Raw genomic sequence first — 20,597 nt, 5'->3', positions numbered from 1 at the left:
CTGGTCATGATGCCCTTCTACTACGGCTCCAAGGTGCGCTCGGTGCCCGAGTTCATGCTCAAGCGGTACGGCACTGCCGCGCACCTGGTCAACGCGCTCAGCTTCGCCCTGGCCCAGCTGCTCATCGCCGGCATCAACCTGTACCTGCTGGGCAAGATCATGAACTGGCTGCTGGGCTGGCCCCTGTGGGTGGGGCTCATCGTCGCCGCCGTCATCGTCTTCTCCTACATCACGATGGGCGGGCTCTCCGCGGCGATCTACAACGAGGTCCTCCAGTTCTTCGTCATTGTGGCGGCACTACTGCCCCTGACCCTCATCGGCCTGCACCGGGTGGGCGGTTGGCAGGGGCTGACGGGCAAGATCACCGACGCGGCCAGGCTCGCCAGCACGGACCCCTCCCAGCAACTGCACTCCTGGCCCGGCAACTCGATCTCCGGCTTCGACTCCAACGTGATGTCGGTGATCGGCCTGGTCTTCGGCCTGGGCTTCGTGCTGTCCTTCGGTTACTGGACGACGAACTTCGTCGAGGTGCAGCGGGCCATGGCCTCGGACTCCATCTCCTCGGCCCAGTCCACCCCGATCATCGGCACCTTCGTCAAGATGTTCGTGCCCTTCCTCGTCATCATCCCGGGCATGGTCGCGGGCGTCCTGGTCTCTGAGGTCCAGCAGCTCAAGGCCGGCACTGATACGAGCTACCAGTACAACGACGCGGTCCTCTACCTCATGCGCGACCTGTTGCCCAATGGGTTGCTGGGCCTGGCGATCACGGGTCTGCTGGCCTCCTTCATGGCGGGTATGGCTGCGAACATCTCCGCCTTCAACACCGTGTGGGGTGTGGACATCTACCAGCACTACCTCAAGAAGGACGCCGACGACGCCCACTACCTCAAGGTCGGCAAGCTCTCGACCCTGACGGCCTCCGTTGTCGCGATCCTCACCGCGATCATCGCGTCGAACTACTCCAACCTCATGGACTACCTGCAGACGCTGTTCTCGATGTTCAACGCGCCGCTGTTCGCGACCTTCATCATCGGGATGTTCTGGAAGCGGGCCACCCCGCACGCCGGTTGGATCGGCCTCATCGGCGGAACCCTGGGCGCCCTGGCGGTCAACATCCTCATCTGGACCGAGCGCCTGGTCATGCCGGGGCAGGGCGGCGCCTTCCTGGCAGCGGGCGTGGCCTTCACCGTCGACGTCGTCATCACGGTCGTGGTCTCCCTGATCACGAGGCCCAAGCCCGACTCCGAGCTCAAGGGCTTCGTCTACGCCCTGACGCCCAAGAGCGAGCGCACCGACCCGCACCTGCACGAGCTGCCCTGGTACCGCCGTCCGATCCCGCTGGGGATCATCGCCGGCCTCATGGTCATCACGCTCAACAGCATCTTCCACTAGTTCCACCGGGCAGCCCTGAGCAGAGCTGTCAGCACTGAGCGGTGCCCGGCACGGATCACCGGGCACCTGAAGGAGAATCCCCATGAGTAATCGTTCACTGACCGACATCCGGGCAGTCATCACCGGTGCGCTGGGGCTCATCGGCCTCTACCTGGTGGTGTGCTCGGCACTGTTCAACAGCACCGAGGAGATGAGCAAGACCGGAGGCATCAACGCCAACCTGTGGGCCGGTCTGGGACTGATCGCCATCGCAGCGGGGATGGGCCTGTGGTGGTGGATCAAGCCGAACCCCTCCGGCGGTCAGCAGGACTGAACCCGCCTGAACCCGCCTGAGCCGGCACTGAGCCGGCGCCAAGGACCCACCCGGGTCGAACCCTGTCGACGGCGTCGCCACAGCCCCGAGCTGTGGCGGCGCCGTCGTAGCGACCGTACCGGCTCGCGTACGGCTCCGGAGGGGGCTCAGGATCCGAATCCTTAGAGCAGGACCCCGGACGCGGCCGGCAGCCACACAGCCTCAGTTCCCACAGGGCCCCGCAAAGCAGGCCGGGCGAAGAACTGCACCTAAGTCCACCTCGGACCTGTACTGAAGTACAGGTGAGGTTCCCGGAAACCTCCGTAGCGTTTCAGGTGTCAGAAAACCGAACGACTTTGCGGAGAGAAGAATGCTTGGTCTTCAATTGAGTGGAGTGAGCCGAAGCTTCGGCGAACACCAGGTGCTGCACGGCATTGACCTGACAGTTGCCCGGGGGGAGATCGTTGGATTCATCGGCGGTAACGGCGCCGGCAAGACCACCACCATGCGGCTCATCCTCGGACTGCTCACCCCATCGGCCGGTGAGATCACCTGGGACGGCCGGCCGATCACCGCTGATGACCGGCGCGCCATCGGCTACATGCCGGAGGAACGCGGCCTCTACCCGGGAATGACCGTGGAGGACCAGCTGGTCCACTTCGCACTCCTGGAAGGCAAGACCCTGCCGAAAGCGAAGGAGATCGCGTCCGAGCTGATCGCGGACCTTGACCTTCGTGGCCGCGAGAAGTCAACCGTCCAAGACCTGTCGCTGGGCAACCAGCAGCGGGTGCAGCTTGGTGCGGCGCTCGTCGGCAGGCCGACACTTCTCGTCCTGGACGAGCCGTTCTCCGGACTCGACCCGCTGGCCGTCGAGACGATGGCCGATCTGCTCAAGGAGCAGGCGGCGCTCGGAGTCGGGGTGCTGTTCTCGTCGCACCAGCTCGAGCTCGTCGAGCGACTCTGCGACCGCGTCTGCATCCTCGACCAGGGCAAGGTCGTCGCGAGCGGCCGAGTCTCGGAGCTCCAGGACGACTCCTGGTCACGCTGGCGCCTGACCCTCTCCGACGACGTCACCGATACCTTCGCCGCCGAGCTCTCGCTGGTTCCCGATCTGCTGCTGTCGCCCGTCCCAGACGACCCGCGCTCGATCATGATCGCCCTGGAAGGCAGTAACCACGACATTCCTGCCGGCGTCCTGCAAGCCGCCCTGAGACACGGGGGTCTGCGCAGCATCGAACAGCGGCAGCGGTCTCTGACGGAGATCCTGACTGAACGCCTCAGCGGCACTGCACTCGACCCCAAGCCCGAACTCGAACCCATTGGAGGACTCCGATGACAACCCTGGCAACCAGAACCGAAGTCAAGGCCGCCACCCCGGCCCGTGCCTCCCAGCAGGCCGAGATCACACAATTCGGTGCGGCCTGGACCATCATCCGACGCGAACTTCTGACTCGCATGAAGAACCAGACCATCGTGATGGCGACGATCGTCCTGGCCGTGTTCGCCGGTGTCGGCGCGGGCGTCGGAGGCTGGTTCCTCGTCAACACCTATCGGGGCACCGGAACCGTTCCGTTGAACACCGGACTCATCTTCGCGATGGCGATGATCACCGCTCTGATGACCGCACTCGTCTACTCATCGCAGACGCTGTCCCTAGGGGTCGTCGAAGAGAAGTCGTCTCGAATCGTCGAGATCCTGCTCACCAAGATCGGCGTCGGCCCGCTGCTGGCCGGCAAGATGATCGGCGTCGGACTCGTGACCTTCGCGCAGCTGCTCGTCGTCGGGGGCGCCGTCGTCGCTGGATTCTCGGTCGTCGGCGGCTGGTCGGTCCTGAACATCGAGTTTGGCCCTAGTCTGTTGTGGTTCCTGATCTGGTTCCTGCAGGGCTTCATCACCTTCGCAACCCTCAGCACCCTGCTCGCCTCGACTGTCTCCCGGCAGGAGGACCTCGGTACGGCTTCCAAGCCGCTGTCCGTGATCCAGATGGTGCTCCTCATCGTCTCCTTGTACGTGGTGCCGTACCGTCTCGATGCCCTGTGGGTGAAGGTCATCTCCTACCTCCCCTTGTTCTCCTCGTACGTGATGCCGGTGCGATTCGCGACGCACAGCGTCTCGACCCTGGAGATCGTCATCGCAGCGGTCATCGCTGCCGCGGCGGTGCCTCTCCTGTTCCGACTCACCACCCGCATCTACCGAAACAACGCGCTTCGCACCGGTTCTCGAGTGTCGTTCCGCAAATCCATGACCTCCGACGACCTCGCCTGAGGCCAGTCACACAACCCAGACCAACGAAAGGAAATCACCATGAACACCCAGCCCGCCAAGTCCAGCCAGGCCAAGCGCTTCCTCACGAACATCGCGCTCGCGGTTGCCGGATTCGCAGTCGCTTATCTCCTCGTCACCCTGTTCGTCTGATCCAACCACCGGAAGAATCGAGTCCGTCATGACGCTCACCGCTGCTCGCCCGACGTGGTGCACAGGCCTCATCCCCCTCATTCCACTCTCGTCGATGTCAATCAGACTGGAACGCGATGTAGCGTCGATGCTTCCCGGAGCGGGCACAGGCTCAAAGATCACTTCGCTGACCGGTTAGGATATCGAGGTCGCCGAGGGCCCGGGCAACAGCGTCGCCCGGGCCCTCGGCGAACTGGCCGAACCGTCGCACTCCTCCCCTGCCCTCCGACCTCGAATGAGTGATCTCCGAAGGAGAGTGTCGGTATAGCCTTTCGGATCATCCAGCATACCTTTGACCGGTATCACTGCGCCGGAGCAGAAATCAGGCACGTCAATCTCCTCATTCGGCCGGCTCGCACCTACCTGGAAGCCGGTGATGGTCAGATGGAGGAAGGAATCCCATGAGCCTCAGCACGTTACGTATCCGCGGTCATTCAGCCTTTCAGACTGTGCTTGACAACGGTGCCACTGCAGTAGCCATCCACGCGCCGCACGCCCGCAACCACTCCGTCGCCTTGGCTGTCCGCGCCGGAATGCGCGACGAGCTGCCCGGGCAGGAGGGCATGATGCGCCTGATTGAGCACATGATCCATCAGGACGGCTCGATGAACCACGGGCTCGAGCCACAGCCATGGGTGGCACAGACCGCCGACCTGCTCGGTGCTCGCACCCACATGGACTACACCGAGTTCTACGAGACGGCGGGTCTCGACGACGTTCCAACCATGGCCCGGCGCCTCGTCGAGCAGGCGTTCCATCCGGCGTTCAGAGGGGAGCAGCTCTTGGAGCAGATCGCCGCAGTGGCGACGGAACGCCGGAACCGACTCGCTGATGCCCCCGGCGGCCTACTGCCCTGGCCTCATCTCACGTCCCTTTACTGGCGCGACCACTCCAACGCCCATGACGGCAGCGGCGACCTGGACCTTTCTGATCGCGCCACCACCACCGTGCTGCGCGGCCTCCATGCCAAGCACTATCGGCCTGACGGTGCTGCGGTCGTCGCGTTGTCCGACCAGCCCGGCGAAAAGATCGTGACTACCCTGGCAGAGGCGATGAGCGCCATCCCTGGTCGCCGGGACGAAGCGGAGGTACCGGAGCGTGCGGGGCAGGCGATCGCGCAGAGATCGGAGGTGACGGTTGTCGGTGGGAGGGCGCGCTTATTGTCGGCAACGGCCGCGGCGCCCGCGACTCTCACCCCACCGATGCTGGGGGATCTCGTCGTCGCGGAACTCTTAGCGGCCCAGAGGGACCTGGAGGCCAGTGCGGGGCTGTTCGGCACCGGAGACCTGGTGCGCGACGACCTGTTCGTCGTCGTCGACGATACGGAGCTCGCCCTTGAGCCCACGGATCGGGTGCGTGCTGCCTCGGTAGCCGACGACGACCTCTTGCTCCACGCGGTAGGCCGCGCTGTGGAGCGCACCGAGGCCTTCACCGTTGACGACGGCTGCTTGACAAGGACCGTCGCGCGCGATGTGGTGCTTCGCGGGGAACCGAGCTTCGCTCCAGATCTCGTGACGCGACTCCGTGGATTGCTGATGCACCCGAACGACATCCGGGCCCTCGTGGCAGCGGCCAGTGCGCGCCTGGCCAGTCAACCCTTCGCCTCCATTCGGATCCAGGGAAAGGATGACGCGACATGACGCCTCGATGCTTCTCCGTTCCAGACGACCGTTCTGTCTTTCACCGTCTCGCGATCGCATGGCGGACGAGTGACGACGCAGCCGCCGGTCAGCGTGCGGCGCTCAAGCGGGCGGCCGCCCCGCTACCGGCTCGCCTGCGTCCTGTCCAGACCACCTGGACGCATGCAGCCGGGGCGAGCCGCCTGGTCGCCACCCTCCCTGAGGCGGGCGCCGAGGCGTGGAGCGAAGCAGTGGCCGGGACGTTGCACACGCGACCTGACGAGGTCACCCACCCCGTCGTGGTTGCGGTTGGGCCGGGCGAGCCCGAGAAGTTCGGCGCAGCGCTCGCCTGGGATCTGCGCGGCCTGGAAGGGACTGATCACAAGGTTGTGAGCTCGCTCCGGCAAAAGTGTCAGGAAGGAACTGAGCACACGACGGTCATTGGGCCGGATCCGGCGGCCAAGGCCGGGCATGCAGCGACGTTCGTTGCCCTCAGCGCGCTGCTCGCCGGCCCCAATCGAACCCTCCAGGATGTGCTGCAAGAAGCTGGGCTCCCGGCGACCGCAACCCTCAGTCGCCGGCTGCTCAACGGAACTCCCGCGGTCGCCTGGACGTTCACCGTACCGGCCGGGGCCGAGGGACGGGGCATCTACGATATCATCGACGTTGTCGGAGACTTTTCGCGCAACGTTGTGGCAGAGCCGGAACCCGCAATCGCATTCGCCGGGGCGAATCTGCGACGTGCCTGGCGGTCGCCGAGTGGCCTGGCCGAGACCATCGCCAAGTACGAGGTGATGGGCTGGGGCGGCTGCATCGTGCACGACCCCGACACCGCCGTCCGCGATGCCGCCCCCAACCTGCGAGCCGCGTTCGTGGGACTGCTGGAACCACTGGCCGAGGTCCTCGGGGCGGCCGCGTGACCGGAGCGGTCGGGCCTAGCCACGACCGACCGTTACCAGGCCGTGCTGGATTGCTTCGACCAAGATCTGGATCCGGTCTCGGACTCCCATCTTCTCCATCACCTTCACGAAGCGCTGCTTGATCGTCGACTCGGTGACAAAGAGTTCCTTGGCCATCTCCCGATTGCTCATTCCCTGCGCCAGGAGACGAATGACCTCCATCTCCTTCTCGGTGAGTTTATCGAGGAGGTCTTGGTTCGGTGGCACGACTGCGGGAATGGACTCCTCTAGTCCTTTTATGACGTACTTAGTGACCTCCGGGGATAATGCTGACTCACCCGCTAGCACGGTATGAATCGCGGCGATCAGATCCCGCGGCTTGGTGTCCTTGACTATGTATCCGGAAGCTCCGGCGCGCAGGAGATCCACGACGTATCGGTCCGTCGCGAACGTGGTAAGACCCAAGATCTTTACTTCGGGGCATTCCGCATGGATCTTTGCGGTGGCGCCCACGCCGTCGAGGACCGGCATCTGCATGTCCATGAGGATCAGGTCTGGTCGCAGGGTGACCGTCTGACGAAGCGCCACTTGCCCGTCAGCGGCCTCACCAACCACGTGAAGGGACGGGTCCAGCCTGAGATAGTCGCGCAGGGTCTCGCGCGTCAACGACTCGTCATCGACCAGTAGCACACGGGTCATACCAGTTCTCCTATTCTCGAAGCAGCCAAAGACTTAAGTTGTGTGGGGATGATTATGGTCGTCGTCCACACTCCGCCCCTGACCTTGACGACGACGCTACCCTCGAATACCTCGGTTCGAGCCTTCATCGCCTCGATCCCGGTCCGCGACGAGACTATCGGCCTGCCTGCAGCAATGTGATTCGAGGAGGACAGCACCACCCGATGCTCCTCAACTGCGAGAACGAGCCGCACCCCACCACTGGGAGCGCCGTGCTTCAACACGTTGGTCCCGAGCTCGCGGACGGCGCGGCGCAGCACCTGCCGCACGATCTCGGACACGCGCATGACGGGGCCGGTCAGCTCCAAGTCGACATGGAAACCAGCCTTCTCCAGTGTGGCAGCGACGTTCTTCACGTCGTGGATAAGGCCGGCAGCCGTCGTCGTTTCACCGGACGGCGCCACAGCCTCCAAAGCCTCCTCAGATGCCTTGCTTGGGGTGGGGGAGTCGGCCTCGCCGTTCTGTTTCAAGAGGACGACGAGGCTGCGCAGGTCCTGCAATGCCTGCGAGGCCGCGTCGCCGATCGCCTCAAGCAGTTCGTCCTTCTTTGCGGGATCGGCATAGGTCTCTGCGCGTCGAGCTTGCATCGCGATTACCGTGACGTCATGAGCCACAATGTCGTGTAGCTCGTGTGCGAGCCTTGTTCGCTCCTCGTTGCGAATGCGGACTTGTTCCTCGCGTAGTTTATCAATCTCCCTGGCAGCCTGCTCTGCACGCAGCTTAAAAGCCCTGAACGCGAGGCCGGCTGCGGCCGCACACAACGTGAATATGGGCACGACTACCATGCCATGTCGGAGGTCGGGTTTTGTTATAGCAACTAGTGGTCCGGCAATTAGCACGAAGCCAGTAAACACCAACGCAGGCAATCGCGGCAGCGTAAAAGTTGTAAATCCCACAATGAATATCGTTGAAAGCAACGCGGCGTATACCAGCAGCATCGGCGCACCAAGTGAGGCGAGAACCGTGACGACTGCGATCCCTACGACGGCTGCCACATACGGGCTCGCCAGCAGTGCCAACAGTGGCAAGAAAGGAAAGACGAGTTCAAACCACCCCGAGGGTGTCGACAAATTGACGTCGCCAAGGAGGATGTCGCTTGCGACTAGGGCAACAACAACGACAAGCAGAAGCTCCTGAGCGATTCTATCTCCAGGTAATCGTCGGGCTCGGACGGTCCACCCTCCCGATCGTTGCTCCATGGGCGCATTGTAGAGGATGACCGCCTCCGACGCTGTCGCACGTTGTTAATTTGTTTTTGATTGGCATTTTGTGCGGATTTCCCCGGATGTCTTGATCCAGATAAATGGGTGAGTGCTGGTTCCAGCGGTCGACGAAATCGCGGATCCCGACATTGAGATCCTTGATGAAGGTGAAGACTCCTCGGCGGATGGCAGCGTGGTCTCTGATGGAGAAGAGATTCTCGACCATGTCGAGCCAGGAGGCACTGGTAGGGAGCGAGGTGGACGTGGATGCGGAGGGCGCCCTCCAGCCAGCCGCGCACCTGGGGGCTTGTGGGTGGCCAACTGTCCATCACCAGGTGCAGCTTGTCATCAGGGCACACGCAACCCAGCGCAGGCGAGCAGCTCGGTACCGCGATGACGGGGCTTGATGGCTCCAGAGTGGCGGCCACGACCCGCTCGCTCGCGAGACACCCGCCTGGAATGTCCCGAGCCGCAAGACATGGACGAGGTCTCCTCCTTCAGGAGGAGGCCGATCGTCATCAGCATCCTCAGGTATGCCATTCCCATCCACCCGGAGGTTGCACACCAGTTCCTCGATTCCGCCCGGCGACTGAGGAAACCAGTACTGCCGCGTCGTTAGCGTTGTAGGAGTCCGGGCACCGCGGGAGAGAGCAGGGTCCGGGCCGGGCCCACCGGCCGGCGCGAGCCGGGCAGTGGGCTCCAGCACCGCCCGACCCCCGGTCACAGCGGGGCCACGGCGGGCAGTGGAGACCGACGACGACCAGATGACGACCACTGACACCGCAAAGAGAGAGCCACCCCCTGATGAGACCCACACCCCCGGCCGCCAGGAAGGCAGGCGCGGCCCTGGCAGCACTGATGCTGTCGACCGCCCTGACGGCCTGCCAACCAGACGGCTCCACCGACGCCGCGACGCCCACCGCTGCACCCACATCCACCGACCAGACCAGCACCCCCACCGACAGCAGCACCACCAGCCCCGCCGACGGCTCCACCGGCGGCGGCGCTACCGACGCCGCGACGCCCACCGCTGCACCCACATCCACCGACCAGACCAGCACCCCCACCGACAGCAGCACCACCAAAGGCAGTTCCACTACCGGCCCCACTGACGGCTCCCAGGGCGATGCTCCCCGAGGGCTGGAGAGCTTCTACAGCCAGACCATCGACTGGGAGGACTGCTCGAACGAGACCACGACCTTCCAGTGCGGGACGGTCACCGTCCCGGTGGATTATGAGCACCCGGACGGCCAAACCATCTCCATCGCGGTGAAGAAGCTTCCCGCCTTAGACGGCGACGCCGAGCACGGGTCCCTGTTCTTCAACCCCGGAGGCCCCGGCATCAGCGGCGTCGAGGCAGTAGAGGAAAAGGTTTCCACGTTCCCAGAGGAGCTTCGAGGCGCCTACGACATCATCGGATTCGACCCTCGTGGAGTCGGGCAGTCCACCCCCATCACCTGCTGGACCGATGACGAGATCAACCAGTCCCTGAACGGCACGAGCAACAAGATCCCTGAGATCATGGCGACCGATGTCCTCTTCTCCAAGGATTCTTCTGCCCAGGAGAGGATCGACCGGGGTGCGTCCAATGCTGCCAGGTGCGCCAAGTACTCACAGGTCCCTGAGCTGCTCGACCACGTCGGCACCCGCGACGTCGTCCGTGACCTGGACGTCCTGCGTGCCACCAACGGCAACGCGAAGCTGAACTACCTGGGTATGTCCTACGGGACCTACATCGGAGCCCTCTACGCCGATCTCTTCCCGGGCCGTGTCGGACGCACGGTCCTGGACAGCGCCATGGACCCCTCGAAACGATTAGCAGACCAGATCAGAGCCGAGCAGGTCACCTTCAAGGAAGGTGTTCTGCGTCAGTACGTTGAGCACTGCCAGGCACAGAGCGCCTGCCCCCTATCCGGCTCCACGGATGAGGCGGTCTCCCAGCTGGCCGCCTTCGTCGACGGCCTGGACAAGAACCCACTGACCGCCCCGGACTCCGATGCCACCGTCAACACGCCGGACGCCACCGACATCATCCAACAGCTCGCCGTCGTACAGCCGGACTGGGACACGCTCACCGCCATGCTCACCCCGGCGATGACCAACCACGACGGCACCCTCATGGTCAAAGCGAAGCAAGGCTCGAACAAGTCATCAACGATGACCGCCAAGGCAGCGATCAGCGTGGCCAACACCATGGTCGCATCCGCCGCGGTCATCTGCAACGACACCCCTGATACGGGTGGCACCACCTCCGAGTTGGACGCGCAGGCAGCCGCCGAGGAGAAGGCCTACCCCTTCTTCGGCGGTATCTCGAACGCCATGGAGGCCTACTGCCGTGGCTGGGGGCATCGGGGGAAGACCCCGCCTCAGGAGACCCGTGCCGAGGGCTCCGCACCGATCCTCGTCGTCGGGATCACCGGAGATACGCAAACGCTCTACTCCTGGGTCCAGAACCTCACCGGCCAGCTGGACAACAACCGCCTGCTCACCGTCGAGGGCTACGGTCACGGCGCCTTCAATAGGAACACCTGCGCCAGAACGGCCATCACCGGCTTCCTGGTCAACGGGACCGTCCCGGCTGATGGAGCCACCTGCGCCGCCGACCCACACCCCGCTGCCGGCGAACCCCAACCCTCCGACGGCGGAGCCAAGGGCTGACAGACAGCACCACACCCGCGAAACCGGGGCCTTGGGCCCACTCCCAACGAGTGGCCCCAAGGCCCCGACCCGCTGCAGCAGTCCCCCGAAGCCTCGGGTGCGTCCGCAACGAACCAGGCACTCGGCCGCAGCCCCCGAGATCGCATCCGCTTTCACAACACGACCCGCCACAAAACACAAAAATGTCAACCTTCTGGAGGAGGAGAGTGCTCGTGATCCGTCTCCTCCGAAAGGTCACCCCCATCCGTCCAGGGGGTCGAGGAAACCAACACCACATCGTCGTTAGCGTTGTAGGAGTCTGGGCACCGCAGGAGCAGGGCCCGGGCCGGGTTCACCGGCCGGCGTGAGCCGGGCAGTGGGCCCCTGCACTGCCCGAGCCCCGGTCACAGCGGGGCCACTGCGGGCGGTGGAGACCGACGACGACCAGATGACGACCACTGACACCGCAAGGAGAGCCACCCCCTGATGAGACCCACACCCCTGGCCGCCCGGAAGGCGGGAGCGGCCCTGGCAGTACTGATGCTGTCAACCGCACTGGCAGCCTGCCAACCAGACGGCTCCACCGACGCCACCGCCACCGACCAGGTCAGCGCCCCGGCCGGCAACCCCACCAACGGCAGCACCACCGGAGGCAGCTCTGCGGCGTCCCCCTCTACACCTGCATCCACCGACCAGACCAGCAACCCCACCAACGGTTCTACCTCCAACCCCACTGGGGGTTCTCAGGGTGATGTTCCCCGGGGGCTGGAGAACTTCTACAACCAGTACATCGACTGGAAGGACTGCTCGAACGAGACCACGACCTTCCAGTGCGGGACCGTCACCGTCCCGGTGGACTACGACCACCCCGACGGCCAAACCATCACCATCGCGCTGAAGAAGCTCCCGGCTTTAGACGGCGACGCCGAGCACGGCTCCCTGTTCCTCAACCCCGGAGGCCCCGGCGAAAGCGGTATCGGAATGGTGGAGACCGGCGCCCCCATGTTCGGGGAGGAGCTTCGAGGCGCCTACGACATCATCGGATTCGACCCTCGCGGAGTCGGGCGCTCCACCCCGATCACCTGCTGGAGCGACGAGGAGCTCAACCAGCACCTCACGGATACCAAGAACGGCAAAAGCAGCACGCTCTCCGAGAGCATATCGACCGTTATGCTCTTCTCCAAGGATTCTTCCGCCCAGGAGAGGATCGACCGGGGTGCGTCCAATGCCGCCAGGTGCGCCAAGCACTCACAGGTCCCTGAGCTGCTCGACCACGTCGGCACCCGCGACGTCGTCCGTGACCTGGACGTCCTGCGCGCCACCAACGGCAACGCGAAGCTGAACTACCTGGGCATCTCCTACGGGACCTACATCGGAGCCCTCTACGCCGACCTCTTCCCGGGCCGTGTCGGACGCACAGTCCTGGACAGCGCCGTCGATCCCTCGAAACGATTGGGTGGCGAACTCAGAGCAGGGCAGGTCGCCTTCTCGGAAGGTGTTCTGCGTCAGTACGTCGAGCACTGCCAGGCACAGAGCGCCTGCCCCCTGACCGGATCCACGGACGAGGCGATCACCCAGCTGGCCGCCTTCGTCAACGGCCTGGACAAGAACCCACTGACCACCCCGGACTCCGACGCCACCGTCAACACGCAGGAGGCCACCGACATCATCCTGCAGCTCGCCGTCAGACGGCCGGACTGGGACGGACTGACCGCCATGCTCACCCCGGCGATGACCAACCACGACGGCACCCTCATGGCCAAAGCGATGCAGGGTTCGCCCGGGCTGTTGCCGGAGATGACCGCCGAGGAGGCGGCTCGCTCCGCCAACGCCATGATCCTAGGCGACGCGGTCGTCTGCAACGACAATCCCGACACGGGCGCCACCGCCTCCGAGTGGGACGAGCAGGCAGCCGCTGAGAGGAAGGCCTACCCCTTCTTCGGCGGTATCTCGAACTCCGTGGAGGCCTACTGCCGCGGCTGGGGGCACCGGGGGACGACCCCGCCCCAGGAGACCCACGCCGAGGGCTCCGCCCCGATCCTCGTCGTCGGGATCACCGGCGACGTCCAAACCATCTACTCCTGGGCCCGGGGCCTGGCCGGCCAGCTGGACAACGGCCACCTGCTCACCGTCGAGGGCTACGGTCACGGCGCCTTCGACAGGAACAGCTGCGCTACCACGGCCATCACCGGCTTCCTGGTCAACGGGACCATGCCGGATGAGGGCACCACCTGCGCCGCCGACCCACACCCCACTGCCGGCGAACCCCAACCCGCTGCCAGCAGCGCCAAGGGCTGACAGACAGCACCACACCCACGAAACCGGGGCCTTGGGACCACTCCCAACGAGTGGACCCAAGGCCCCGACCTGTTGCGACAGTCCACCGAGACCTCGGCCGCAGCCCCCGAGATCGCACCCATATTCCACAACACGACCCAGTCGGATGAGAGCAGGCCCGTGTCCGTAACTAATCACCAGCCCCATGAGGGTCAGTCCAACGACGGCCGCCACGATTCCAACGGTTACCATCACGCGTTCCCGGCCGATGCGCTTCTCCCCCAGCATGCCCAGACCTCCGACGTGTCCGGGGCGAAGACCTGAGCACCGGTCCACATGAGTCCGCACACCGCGCCCCACACAGTGGCGTTCGGGGACCAGAGCGCGCCACGAGGACAACGGCGATAACCTGCGACATCCATGGTCAGTCCGGCGACACTGTCATGACGGGCGCCTCTGAGCGTCTCCATGTGAACGGGGCGCGCCCCGCAGTGGAGCGCGCCCCGTCGTCCGGGCCTGTTCTCAAGCGTCCAGGTCGGTCTCCAGAAGCGCCTTGAGCTCCTCGAGGGCGGAGTCGGCGCCGTCGGCGTCGGAGGCCAGGGTGACAACGTCTCCGAAACCGGCGCCCAGGGTCATCACACCGAGGATGGAGGAGGCATCTACCGCAGCGCCGCCCTCCTTGGCGATGGTGACCGGGACGCCCTTCTCGGCGACGGCCTTGACGAAGGTGGCGGCGGGACGAGCGTGCAGACCGACCTTGGAAGCGATGGTGGCGGTGACCTGGGCCATGTGAAGCTCCTTGTGACATGTGGGGGCTACGGCACGGGGCCGGATCATGCCCTCGCACCGGTGTAAGCAGCGCGATGGCTGCCGTCCCAGCCGAGACTACCCGAGATCACAGCTCAGTTGCACTGTTCCGGACCTCAAAAAGGCTGTTGCACATGGCGGGACTCACTCAGGACCCTGCAGAGCCGGCATAGGGGGCCAGGACGACCTCGACCCTCTGAAGCTCCTTGACGTCGGCGTAGCCAGTTGTGGCAAGAGTGCGACGCAGGGCACCCATGATGTTGAGGGTGCCGTCAGCGCGGTCGGAGGGCCCGTTGAGGATCTCGGCCATGGTGCCGACGGTGCCCACATGGCTGCGGAAACCCCGCGGCAGGCGTTCGTGGCGGGCCTCAGCACCCCAGTGGTATCCGCCACCTGGGGCCTCTTCAGCACGGGCGAGCGCGGCACCGAGCATGACGGCGTCGGCACCACAGGCGATGGCCTTGACGACGTCTCCGGAGTTGCCCACCGAGCCGTCGGCGATGACGTGGACGTAGCGGCCCCCGGACTCGTCGAGGTAGTCGCGCCGAGCGCCGGCGACATCGGCAACGGCGGTGGCCATGGGCATGTGCAGGCCCAGGACCTGACGTACCGAGGAGGAGGCACCGCCCCCCTGGCCCACGAGAACACCGGCCGCGCCGGTGCGCATGAGGTGAAGGGCGGCGGTATAAGTAGTCACCCCGCCAACGACGACGGGCACGTCAAGCTCGTAGATGAAGCGCTTGAGGTTGAGGGGCTCGACGGCTCCGGAGACGTGCTCGGCCGATACGAAGGAGCCGCGGATGACCATGAGGTCCACGCCCGCCTCGACCACCGTGCGCCAGTGGCGCTGCGTCTGGGCGGGGCTGAGACGTCCGGCGACGACGACGCCGGAGGCGCGGATCTGCGTGAGTCGCTCGGTGATGAGCGCGGGCCTGACCGGAGCACGGTAGACCTCCTGCAGGACGCTGGTTGCCCGGGACGGGTCGGCCCGGCGGATGCGCTCGAGAGCATCGGAGGGGTCCTCGTAACGGGTCCACAGCCCCTCCAGGTCCAGTACGCCGATCCCACCCAGGCGCCCCACCATGATGGCGGTCTCGGGACTCATGACCGAGTCCATGGGCGAGGCCATGACCGGCAGGTCCACGTGGTAGGCGTCGATCTGCCAGCCCACGCGAACCTCGGAGGTGTCGCGGGTACGGCGGGCCGGCACCAGGGCGATGTCGTCGAAGGAGTAGGCGCGCAGAGCCCGCTTGGAGCGTCCGATCTCGACCTCTGTGCTCATGGTTCGATCCTAGTGGTCCTCAACCGATATCTACCGGAACGAGCAGCACCGCAGCCGAGATGCATGACAGGGGCCGGATTGCCGGCGTGTACTGGACGAGGGGAGCAAGCGGCATCCATGGGTGTCGCACCCCGGTGGCATGCTGGAGCCATGAGCACCCAGCAGTCCTCCTCCCCCATATCCGACGCAACCTCCCCCGCTTCCTCCTACTGGCCCTTCGGTGCTCTGCTCGGTTTCGACACCGAGACCACCGGCGTGGATCCCAGCCAGGACCGCCTCGTCACGGCAGCGCTCGTCTGGCGCGGAGCGCGTCAGGCCGGTGGAAGGCGGCAGCAGACCGTGAGCACCTGGCTCGCTGACCCCGGCGTGGAGATCCCCGAGGTCGCCTCGGAGGTCCACGGCGTGACCACCGAGCGGGCCCGGGCCGAGGGGAGCCCGGTGGCCGAAGTGCTGGAGGAGGTGAGCGCCCACCTGGTGGCGGCGATGATGGCCGGCACCCCAGTGGTCGTCTTCAACGCCTCCTACGACCTGACTCTCATGGAAGCCGAACTCACCCGCCACGGCCTGCCCACGATCCGCGAGCGCCTGGGCCGTGAGCCGGGCCCCATCGCCGATCCCCTGGTCCTGGACCGAGCCGTGGACCGCTTCCGTAGGGGAAAGCGTCGCCTGGGCGACCTGTGCGAGGTCTACGACGTGCGGGTCGCTGATGCCCTGCACACCGCGGAGGTGGACGTGATCGCCACCCTCGACGTGCTCGAAGCCCTGACCGCGGCCCACCCGAACGTGGCGGCTCTCGGGCCGGACGAGCTCGTGGCCTTTCAGGCCCGAGCCCACCGCACCTGGGCCGAGTCCTTCAACAAATGGCTGGCGCGCAGGAGCCCTTCGCGACCCCCGGCCCAGACCACCTGGCCCCTGCCGGACTCTCCCGCCCGGTGAGCACAGCGGACCGGCAGGAACAATCGGGGGACGAAGGAGGAGTGGGCCATGGGGGCACCGACTCAAGCGCCGTCGCGCCCGGTGTAGTTGGGGGCCTCAACGGTCATCTTGACGTCGTGAGGGTGGGACTCCTTGAGGCCGGCGCTCGTGATACGCACGAACTGCCCATGTTCCTTGAGCTCGGGGATCGTGCGGGCACCCACGTAGAACATGGACTGATGCAGTCCGCCCATCAGCTGGTAGACAACGTCACCCAGCGCTCCGGAGTACGGGACCTGCCCCTCAATTCCCTCGGGGACGATCTTGGAGTCGGAGGAGACGTCGGCCTGGAAGTAGCGGTCCTTGGAGTAGGAGGCACGTCCGCGCGAACTCATGGCGCCCAGTGATCCCATGCCGCGATAGCGCTTCCACTGCTTGCCGTTGACGAAGACGAGGTCACCGGGCGACTCGGTGCACCCAGCCAGGAGGGAACCGAGCATGACCGTCTCCGCCCCGGCCACAAGGGCCTTGGCAATATCGCCGGAGTACTGCAGGCCGCCGTCGGCGATGAGCGGGACCCCGGCGGGTTTGCAGGCGCGGGCGGCCTCATAGATGGCCGTCACCTGGGGAACGCCCACGCCGGCTACGACACGGGTGGTGCAGATGGAGCCGGGCCCCACTCCGACCTTGACGGCGTCGGCCCCGGCGTCAATGAGCGCCTGAGCACCCTCCCGTGTCGCGACGTTGCCACCGATGACCTCGATGCCGCTGAAGGCGGAGTCGGACTTGAGGCGCGAGATCATTTCCAGCGCCAGCTTGGCACCGCCGTTGGCGGTGTCCACGATGAGAACATCCACGCCGGCCTCGGCCAGGGCTCCGGCACGGTCCCAGGTGTCCCCCCAGTAGCCGACGGCGGCACCCACCACGAGTCGTCCCTCGGTGTCCTTGGTGGCGTTGGGGTACTGCTCGGTCTTGACGAAGTCCTTGACGGTAATGAGGCCGGTGAGGCGCCCCTCGGCGTCAACGAGGGGGAGCTTCTCGATGCGGTGCTCAGCCAGGAGCGCCTTGGCGTCCTCCCGAGAGATACCGGTGGTGCCGGTGATGAGTCGATCGCGCGGCGTCATGCACTCGCGCACGGTCAGGCTCGCCCAACGCTCCGGCGGGACGAAGCGCAGATCGCGGTTGGTGATGATTCCCTGGAGGTTGCCGTCCTCATCGACGACTGGCAGACCAGAGACCTTGTAATGGCCGCAGAGCTCGTCGAGCTGTGCGATGGTGGCCTCCGGCCCAACCGTCACCGGATCTGTGACCATGCCGGACTCCGAACGCTTGACACGCCGGACCTGCTGGGCCTGCTCCTCGATGGACAGGTTGCGGTGGAGGATCCCGATCCCACCCTGACGGGCCATGGCAATGGCCATGTCCGACTCGGTGACCGTGTCCATGGCAGCCGAGAGAAGGGGCGTGGCCAGGCCGATCCTCGGAGTCAGCCTGGAGGTCGTATCAACCTCGGAGGGGATGACGTCGGTCAGCCTGGGCAGCAGGAGCACGTCGTCGTAAGTCAGTCCAGTAGGGGCAAAGACGTCAGGGCTGGTGATCGAGTCGCTCACGGGGACATCGTAGGACGATCTGAGCGCCCCGTACATTTCAGTCGACATCGATCCTCCCCTTGCGCCCATCAAGGGCAAGCATCCCGTGGAGGGCCCGCGGCTCCCTCGAGCCGCCCCGCCTGACATGGCCACATGACTTTCACTCTAAAAATAAAGTGACGACGAACGCGGAACGTTTCAGAAAAAAGACGTTTCACATACATTCATCATTCACAAAACGTTTCTGCCATTCGAGCGCCACAATATGACGCACGTTTTCAGATAACCAGAACACAGACTTCCAGGAAATCTGGAGATATTTTCGTTGTGAGATAGAATGATTCTTCTTGATTAAAGTTCCGTGCGATCTTATCGTTACGTATAGCGCATCAAGTTCGATGCGCCTGACCGCCACATCCAAAGGAGGGGAGGGAGGCAATGCACGACTCATCGCGTCTGCCCGGCCCGATCTCCACCCTCTGGGAGTGGCAGTACCGAGGGGCCTGCCTCGGCATGGATTCCTCGGTTTTCTTCCACCCCGAAGGAGAGAGAGGCGGTTCCCGTCGACGACGGGACGAACGAGCAAAGGCCATTTGTCAGGACTGCCCCGTCCTGGAGGAGTGCCGGGAGCACGCCCTCAGCACTCGCGAGCCCTATGGCGTCTGGGGAGGCATGAGTGAGGAGGAGCGGCGCACTTACTACGAACAGCAGGCACGCCGTTTCGCCAACGAGCCGGCCTAACACTTCGCCCTGTTTCAGGGAATCGACAGCACGGATGTTCCCAACTCAACGTCCGGACAATTGTTCGGACACGACACAGACATGCAGTTGACATACTGCGTCATACCTATTGAAGGGGAGGCACCATAAGGCGCCTCCCCTTCAACACGTCGCGGCACCCTTCAGCGCACACGACCTCAACGAGTCACTTGGTGACGACCGCCAGGACATCACGGGCCGACAGGATGAGATAGTCCTCACCGGCGTAGCTGACCTCGGTGCCCCCGTACTTGGAGTAGATGACAACGTCACCCTCCGCGACGTCAACCGGGACGCGCTTGCCGGAGTCGTCAACGCGACCGGGGCCCACGGCCACGACCTTGCCCTCCTGGGGCTTCTCCTTGGCGGTGTCGGGGATGACCAGGCCGGATGCGGTGGTCTGCTCGGCCTCAACGGTCTGGACGACGATGCGGTCCTCGAGCGGCTTGATGGAGATCGACATCGGAGACCTCCTCCTTCTCTTCAACGTGCAGTAGAACGGCTTATTCGCCCTCCTGAGGCGCGCCCGACCGCCGTCGCGGGGGTCGGTCCGGCACGAAGCAGGAGTGCGAGTCGCAGAAGGCTCCCGCCTGCGTCCCAGGACCAGTGCGAGCACCCCGCTGCGCCTGACGGAGAATCTACGACGGCGTTAGCACTCAGTCAACGCGAGTGCCAAAACGTGGCACCGGTTTCGCCATGGGCGTCAGCCTCTCAGGAGCGACGGTTCTCACGGGTCCACACAACGGCCTGCCCAACGCTCGTCTCAAGACGCCCCAGGGTCGGGTCACGCCTGGAGGTGACGTCGACGACGGCCTTGATCGCAGCCAGGCGCTCTCGCATCCAGCTGACCGCCCAACTGATGCGGTCGCCGCGGGCACGCGAGTCACCGACGCCGTCGACGTCGACGCCGACCGAGCGGCAGATGGCGACCGCACGCGGCTCATGGAAGTCCTGGGTCACGAGCAGGGCCCGCTCGACCCCGAAGATCCTACGAGCCCGCACACAAGTGTCGTAGGTGTCGAATCCCGCGTAGTCCAGAGCGATCGCCTGGCTGGGCACCCCTTGGGAGGTGAGGTAGTTGCGCATGACGGTGGGCTCGTCGTAGCCGACGCGCCGGTTGTCCCCGGAGACCAGGATCGCCTCAACTCGGCCGCTGGTGTAGAGGTCGGCGGCGACGTCGAGCCGGTGAGCCAGCCAGGGCGAAGGCTGCCCGTCGGCGTGTACGGCGGCCCCCAACACGATCGCCACCGGGGCCCGAACCCGGCCTCCCTCATCGCCGTCGTCACCGAAGGCGATGATGTGGCCGGCGCTGACGCTCCAGGCCCAGATACTGGCTCCTGCCGTCACAACGGCAAGGACGCCGACGGTGGCGAGCGCTGCCCGCACCAGCCGTCGCCGAAGAGTCCGGCGGCCGCAGGGAGAGCAGGGAGCGGGCGCCTGATCACCCCCGGCCTCATCCCTGCGGCCCGTAGCGTCGTCAGGCACTTCAACAACGTCGGACGTGGATTCCTCGTCAGTCATCAGCTCCCCGCTCATCACCGGCCACCTCCGCAGACACGCGGAGCACCGGCACACCACGATACTCGCCGACCGCCAGGCAACCTGCTGGGCTCCACCCAGCGGACATCACGCGCATCGGCAGGTCCGCCGTGAAATGATCTGCGGTGATGGCTGAGAACCACGTCGCGCTCCTCCTGACGCCCGAGGGCTGGGAGCTTCTGTCCTCCTTGCCCCC

Annotated in this window: 18 protein-coding genes; 10 read left to right on the top strand and 8 right to left on the bottom strand. The window is 65.2% G+C overall.

The annotated features are described in order from the left end of the window. The 6 genes from RWR81_RS08835 to RWR81_RS08810 form a co-directional block, all read left to right on the top strand. On the top strand, positions 1-1,392 hold a 1,392-nt coding region (locus RWR81_RS08835), incomplete at its 5' end, for a sodium:solute symporter family transporter (protein ID WP_314456949.1). A gap of 82 nt (positions 1,393-1,474) precedes the next feature. Continuing rightward, positions 1,475-1,705, top strand: a complete 231-nt coding sequence (locus tag RWR81_RS08830; RefSeq protein ID WP_314456948.1) for a hypothetical protein — start codon at positions 1,475-1,477, stop codon at positions 1,703-1,705. Positions 1,706-2,078: 373 nt separating this feature from the next. Then, the gene (locus RWR81_RS08825) at positions 2,079-3,020 is read left to right on the top strand and encodes an ATP-binding cassette domain-containing protein (RefSeq protein WP_314456946.1); all 942 of its coding nucleotides are present in this window, start codon (positions 2,079-2,081) and stop codon (positions 3,018-3,020) included. After that, on the top strand, positions 3,017-3,949 hold the full coding sequence (locus RWR81_RS08820; protein WP_314456943.1) for an ABC transporter permease: 933 nt from the start codon (positions 3,017-3,019) through the stop codon (positions 3,947-3,949). Before RWR81_RS08825 ends, RWR81_RS08820 begins: the two co-directional genes overlap by 4 nt. 590 nt (positions 3,950-4,539) lie before the next feature. Continuing rightward, positions 4,540-5,778, top strand: a complete 1,239-nt coding sequence (locus RWR81_RS08815) for an insulinase family protein (RefSeq protein WP_314456941.1) — start codon at positions 4,540-4,542, stop codon at positions 5,776-5,778. After that, positions 5,775-6,677, top strand: coding sequence for a hypothetical protein (locus RWR81_RS08810; RefSeq protein ID WP_314456939.1), 903 nt, complete (start codon positions 5,775-5,777; stop codon positions 6,675-6,677). The genes RWR81_RS08815 and RWR81_RS08810 overlap by 4 nt, the downstream gene beginning before the upstream one ends. Positions 6,678-6,692: 15 nt before the next feature. Here RWR81_RS08810 and RWR81_RS08805 read toward each other — a convergent pair whose 3' ends face one another. Together RWR81_RS08805 and RWR81_RS08800 are read right to left on the bottom strand one after the other, a co-directional pair. Next, positions 6,693-7,355, bottom strand: a complete 663-nt coding sequence (locus RWR81_RS08805; RefSeq protein ID WP_314456937.1) for a response regulator transcription factor — start codon at positions 7,353-7,355, stop codon at positions 6,693-6,695. Further along, entirely contained in the window at positions 7,352-8,593 is a 1,242-nt protein-coding gene (locus tag RWR81_RS08800) for a histidine kinase (protein ID WP_314456934.1), read from the bottom strand. Before RWR81_RS08800 ends, RWR81_RS08805 begins: the two co-directional genes overlap by 4 nt. Positions 8,594-9,400: 807 nt before the next feature. On the opposite strand from RWR81_RS08800, the gene RWR81_RS08795 reads away from it, so the two are divergent. Both RWR81_RS08795 and RWR81_RS08790 read left to right on the top strand, forming a co-directional pair. Beyond that, complete coding sequence (locus RWR81_RS08795) at positions 9,401-11,254, top strand: alpha/beta hydrolase (RefSeq protein ID WP_314456932.1); 1,854 nt, start codon at positions 9,401-9,403, stop codon at positions 11,252-11,254. Between the two features lie 465 nt (positions 11,255-11,719). Next, on the top strand, positions 11,720-13,531 hold the full coding sequence (locus RWR81_RS08790) for an alpha/beta hydrolase (RefSeq protein WP_314456931.1): 1,812 nt from the start codon (positions 11,720-11,722) through the stop codon (positions 13,529-13,531). Positions 13,532-14,032: 501 nt separating this feature from the next. Here the strand turns inward: RWR81_RS08790 and RWR81_RS08785 are convergent. Further along, positions 14,033-14,299 (bottom strand): HPr family phosphocarrier protein, encoded by a 267-nt coding sequence (locus RWR81_RS08785; protein ID WP_314456929.1) that lies wholly within the window; start codon positions 14,297-14,299, stop codon positions 14,033-14,035. Positions 14,300-14,465: 166 nt separating this feature from the next. Continuing rightward, positions 14,466-15,599: a GuaB3 family IMP dehydrogenase-related protein gene (locus RWR81_RS08780; RefSeq protein ID WP_314456927.1), complete on the bottom strand. Its 1,134-nt coding sequence runs from the start codon at positions 15,597-15,599 to the stop codon at positions 14,466-14,468. A gap of 150 nt (positions 15,600-15,749) precedes the next feature. On the opposite strand from RWR81_RS08780, the gene RWR81_RS08775 reads away from it, so the two are divergent. After that, positions 15,750-16,535, top strand: coding sequence for an exonuclease domain-containing protein (locus tag RWR81_RS08775; protein ID WP_314456925.1), 786 nt, complete (start codon positions 15,750-15,752; stop codon positions 16,533-16,535). Positions 16,536-16,597: 62 nt separating this feature from the next. Here RWR81_RS08775 and guaB read toward each other — a convergent pair whose 3' ends face one another. Further along, positions 16,598-18,160 carry an IMP dehydrogenase gene (gene guaB / locus RWR81_RS08770; RefSeq protein WP_314456950.1) on the bottom strand — a complete coding sequence of 521 codons (1,563 nt, stop codon included), beginning with the start codon at positions 18,158-18,160 and terminating at the stop codon, positions 16,598-16,600. Between the two features lie 381 nt (positions 18,161-18,541). Here guaB and RWR81_RS08765 point away from each other — a divergent pair, with 381 nt between their 5' ends. Then, positions 18,542-18,844, top strand: coding sequence for a WhiB family transcriptional regulator (locus RWR81_RS08765; protein ID WP_314456923.1), 303 nt, complete (start codon positions 18,542-18,544; stop codon positions 18,842-18,844). Between the two features lie 184 nt (positions 18,845-19,028). On the opposite strand, the gene groES is transcribed toward RWR81_RS08765, so the two are convergent. From groES to RWR81_RS08750, 3 genes are all read right to left on the bottom strand, one after another. Further along, on the bottom strand, positions 19,029-19,325 hold the full coding sequence (groES, locus tag RWR81_RS08760; protein WP_009397231.1) for a co-chaperone GroES: 297 nt from the start codon (positions 19,323-19,325) through the stop codon (positions 19,029-19,031). A 248-nt stretch (positions 19,326-19,573) separates the two neighbouring features. After that, a complete protein-coding gene (locus RWR81_RS08755) occupies positions 19,574-20,383 on the bottom strand; it encodes an ElyC/SanA/YdcF family protein (RefSeq protein WP_314456921.1) in 810 nt (269 codons plus the stop codon). After that, positions 20,376-20,597 (bottom strand): hypothetical protein (locus RWR81_RS08750; RefSeq protein WP_314456919.1); only part of this gene is annotated, 222 nt, incomplete at its 5' end. The genes RWR81_RS08755 and RWR81_RS08750, both read right to left, overlap by 8 nt.

This window comes from uncultured Actinomyces sp., assembly GCF_963526355.1.
Taxonomy (GTDB): Bacteria; Actinomycetota; Actinomycetes; order Actinomycetales; family Actinomycetaceae; genus Actinomyces.
The sequence above is the reverse complement of the archived record's forward strand: the minus strand, read 5'-3'. Positions and strand labels throughout refer to the sequence as shown.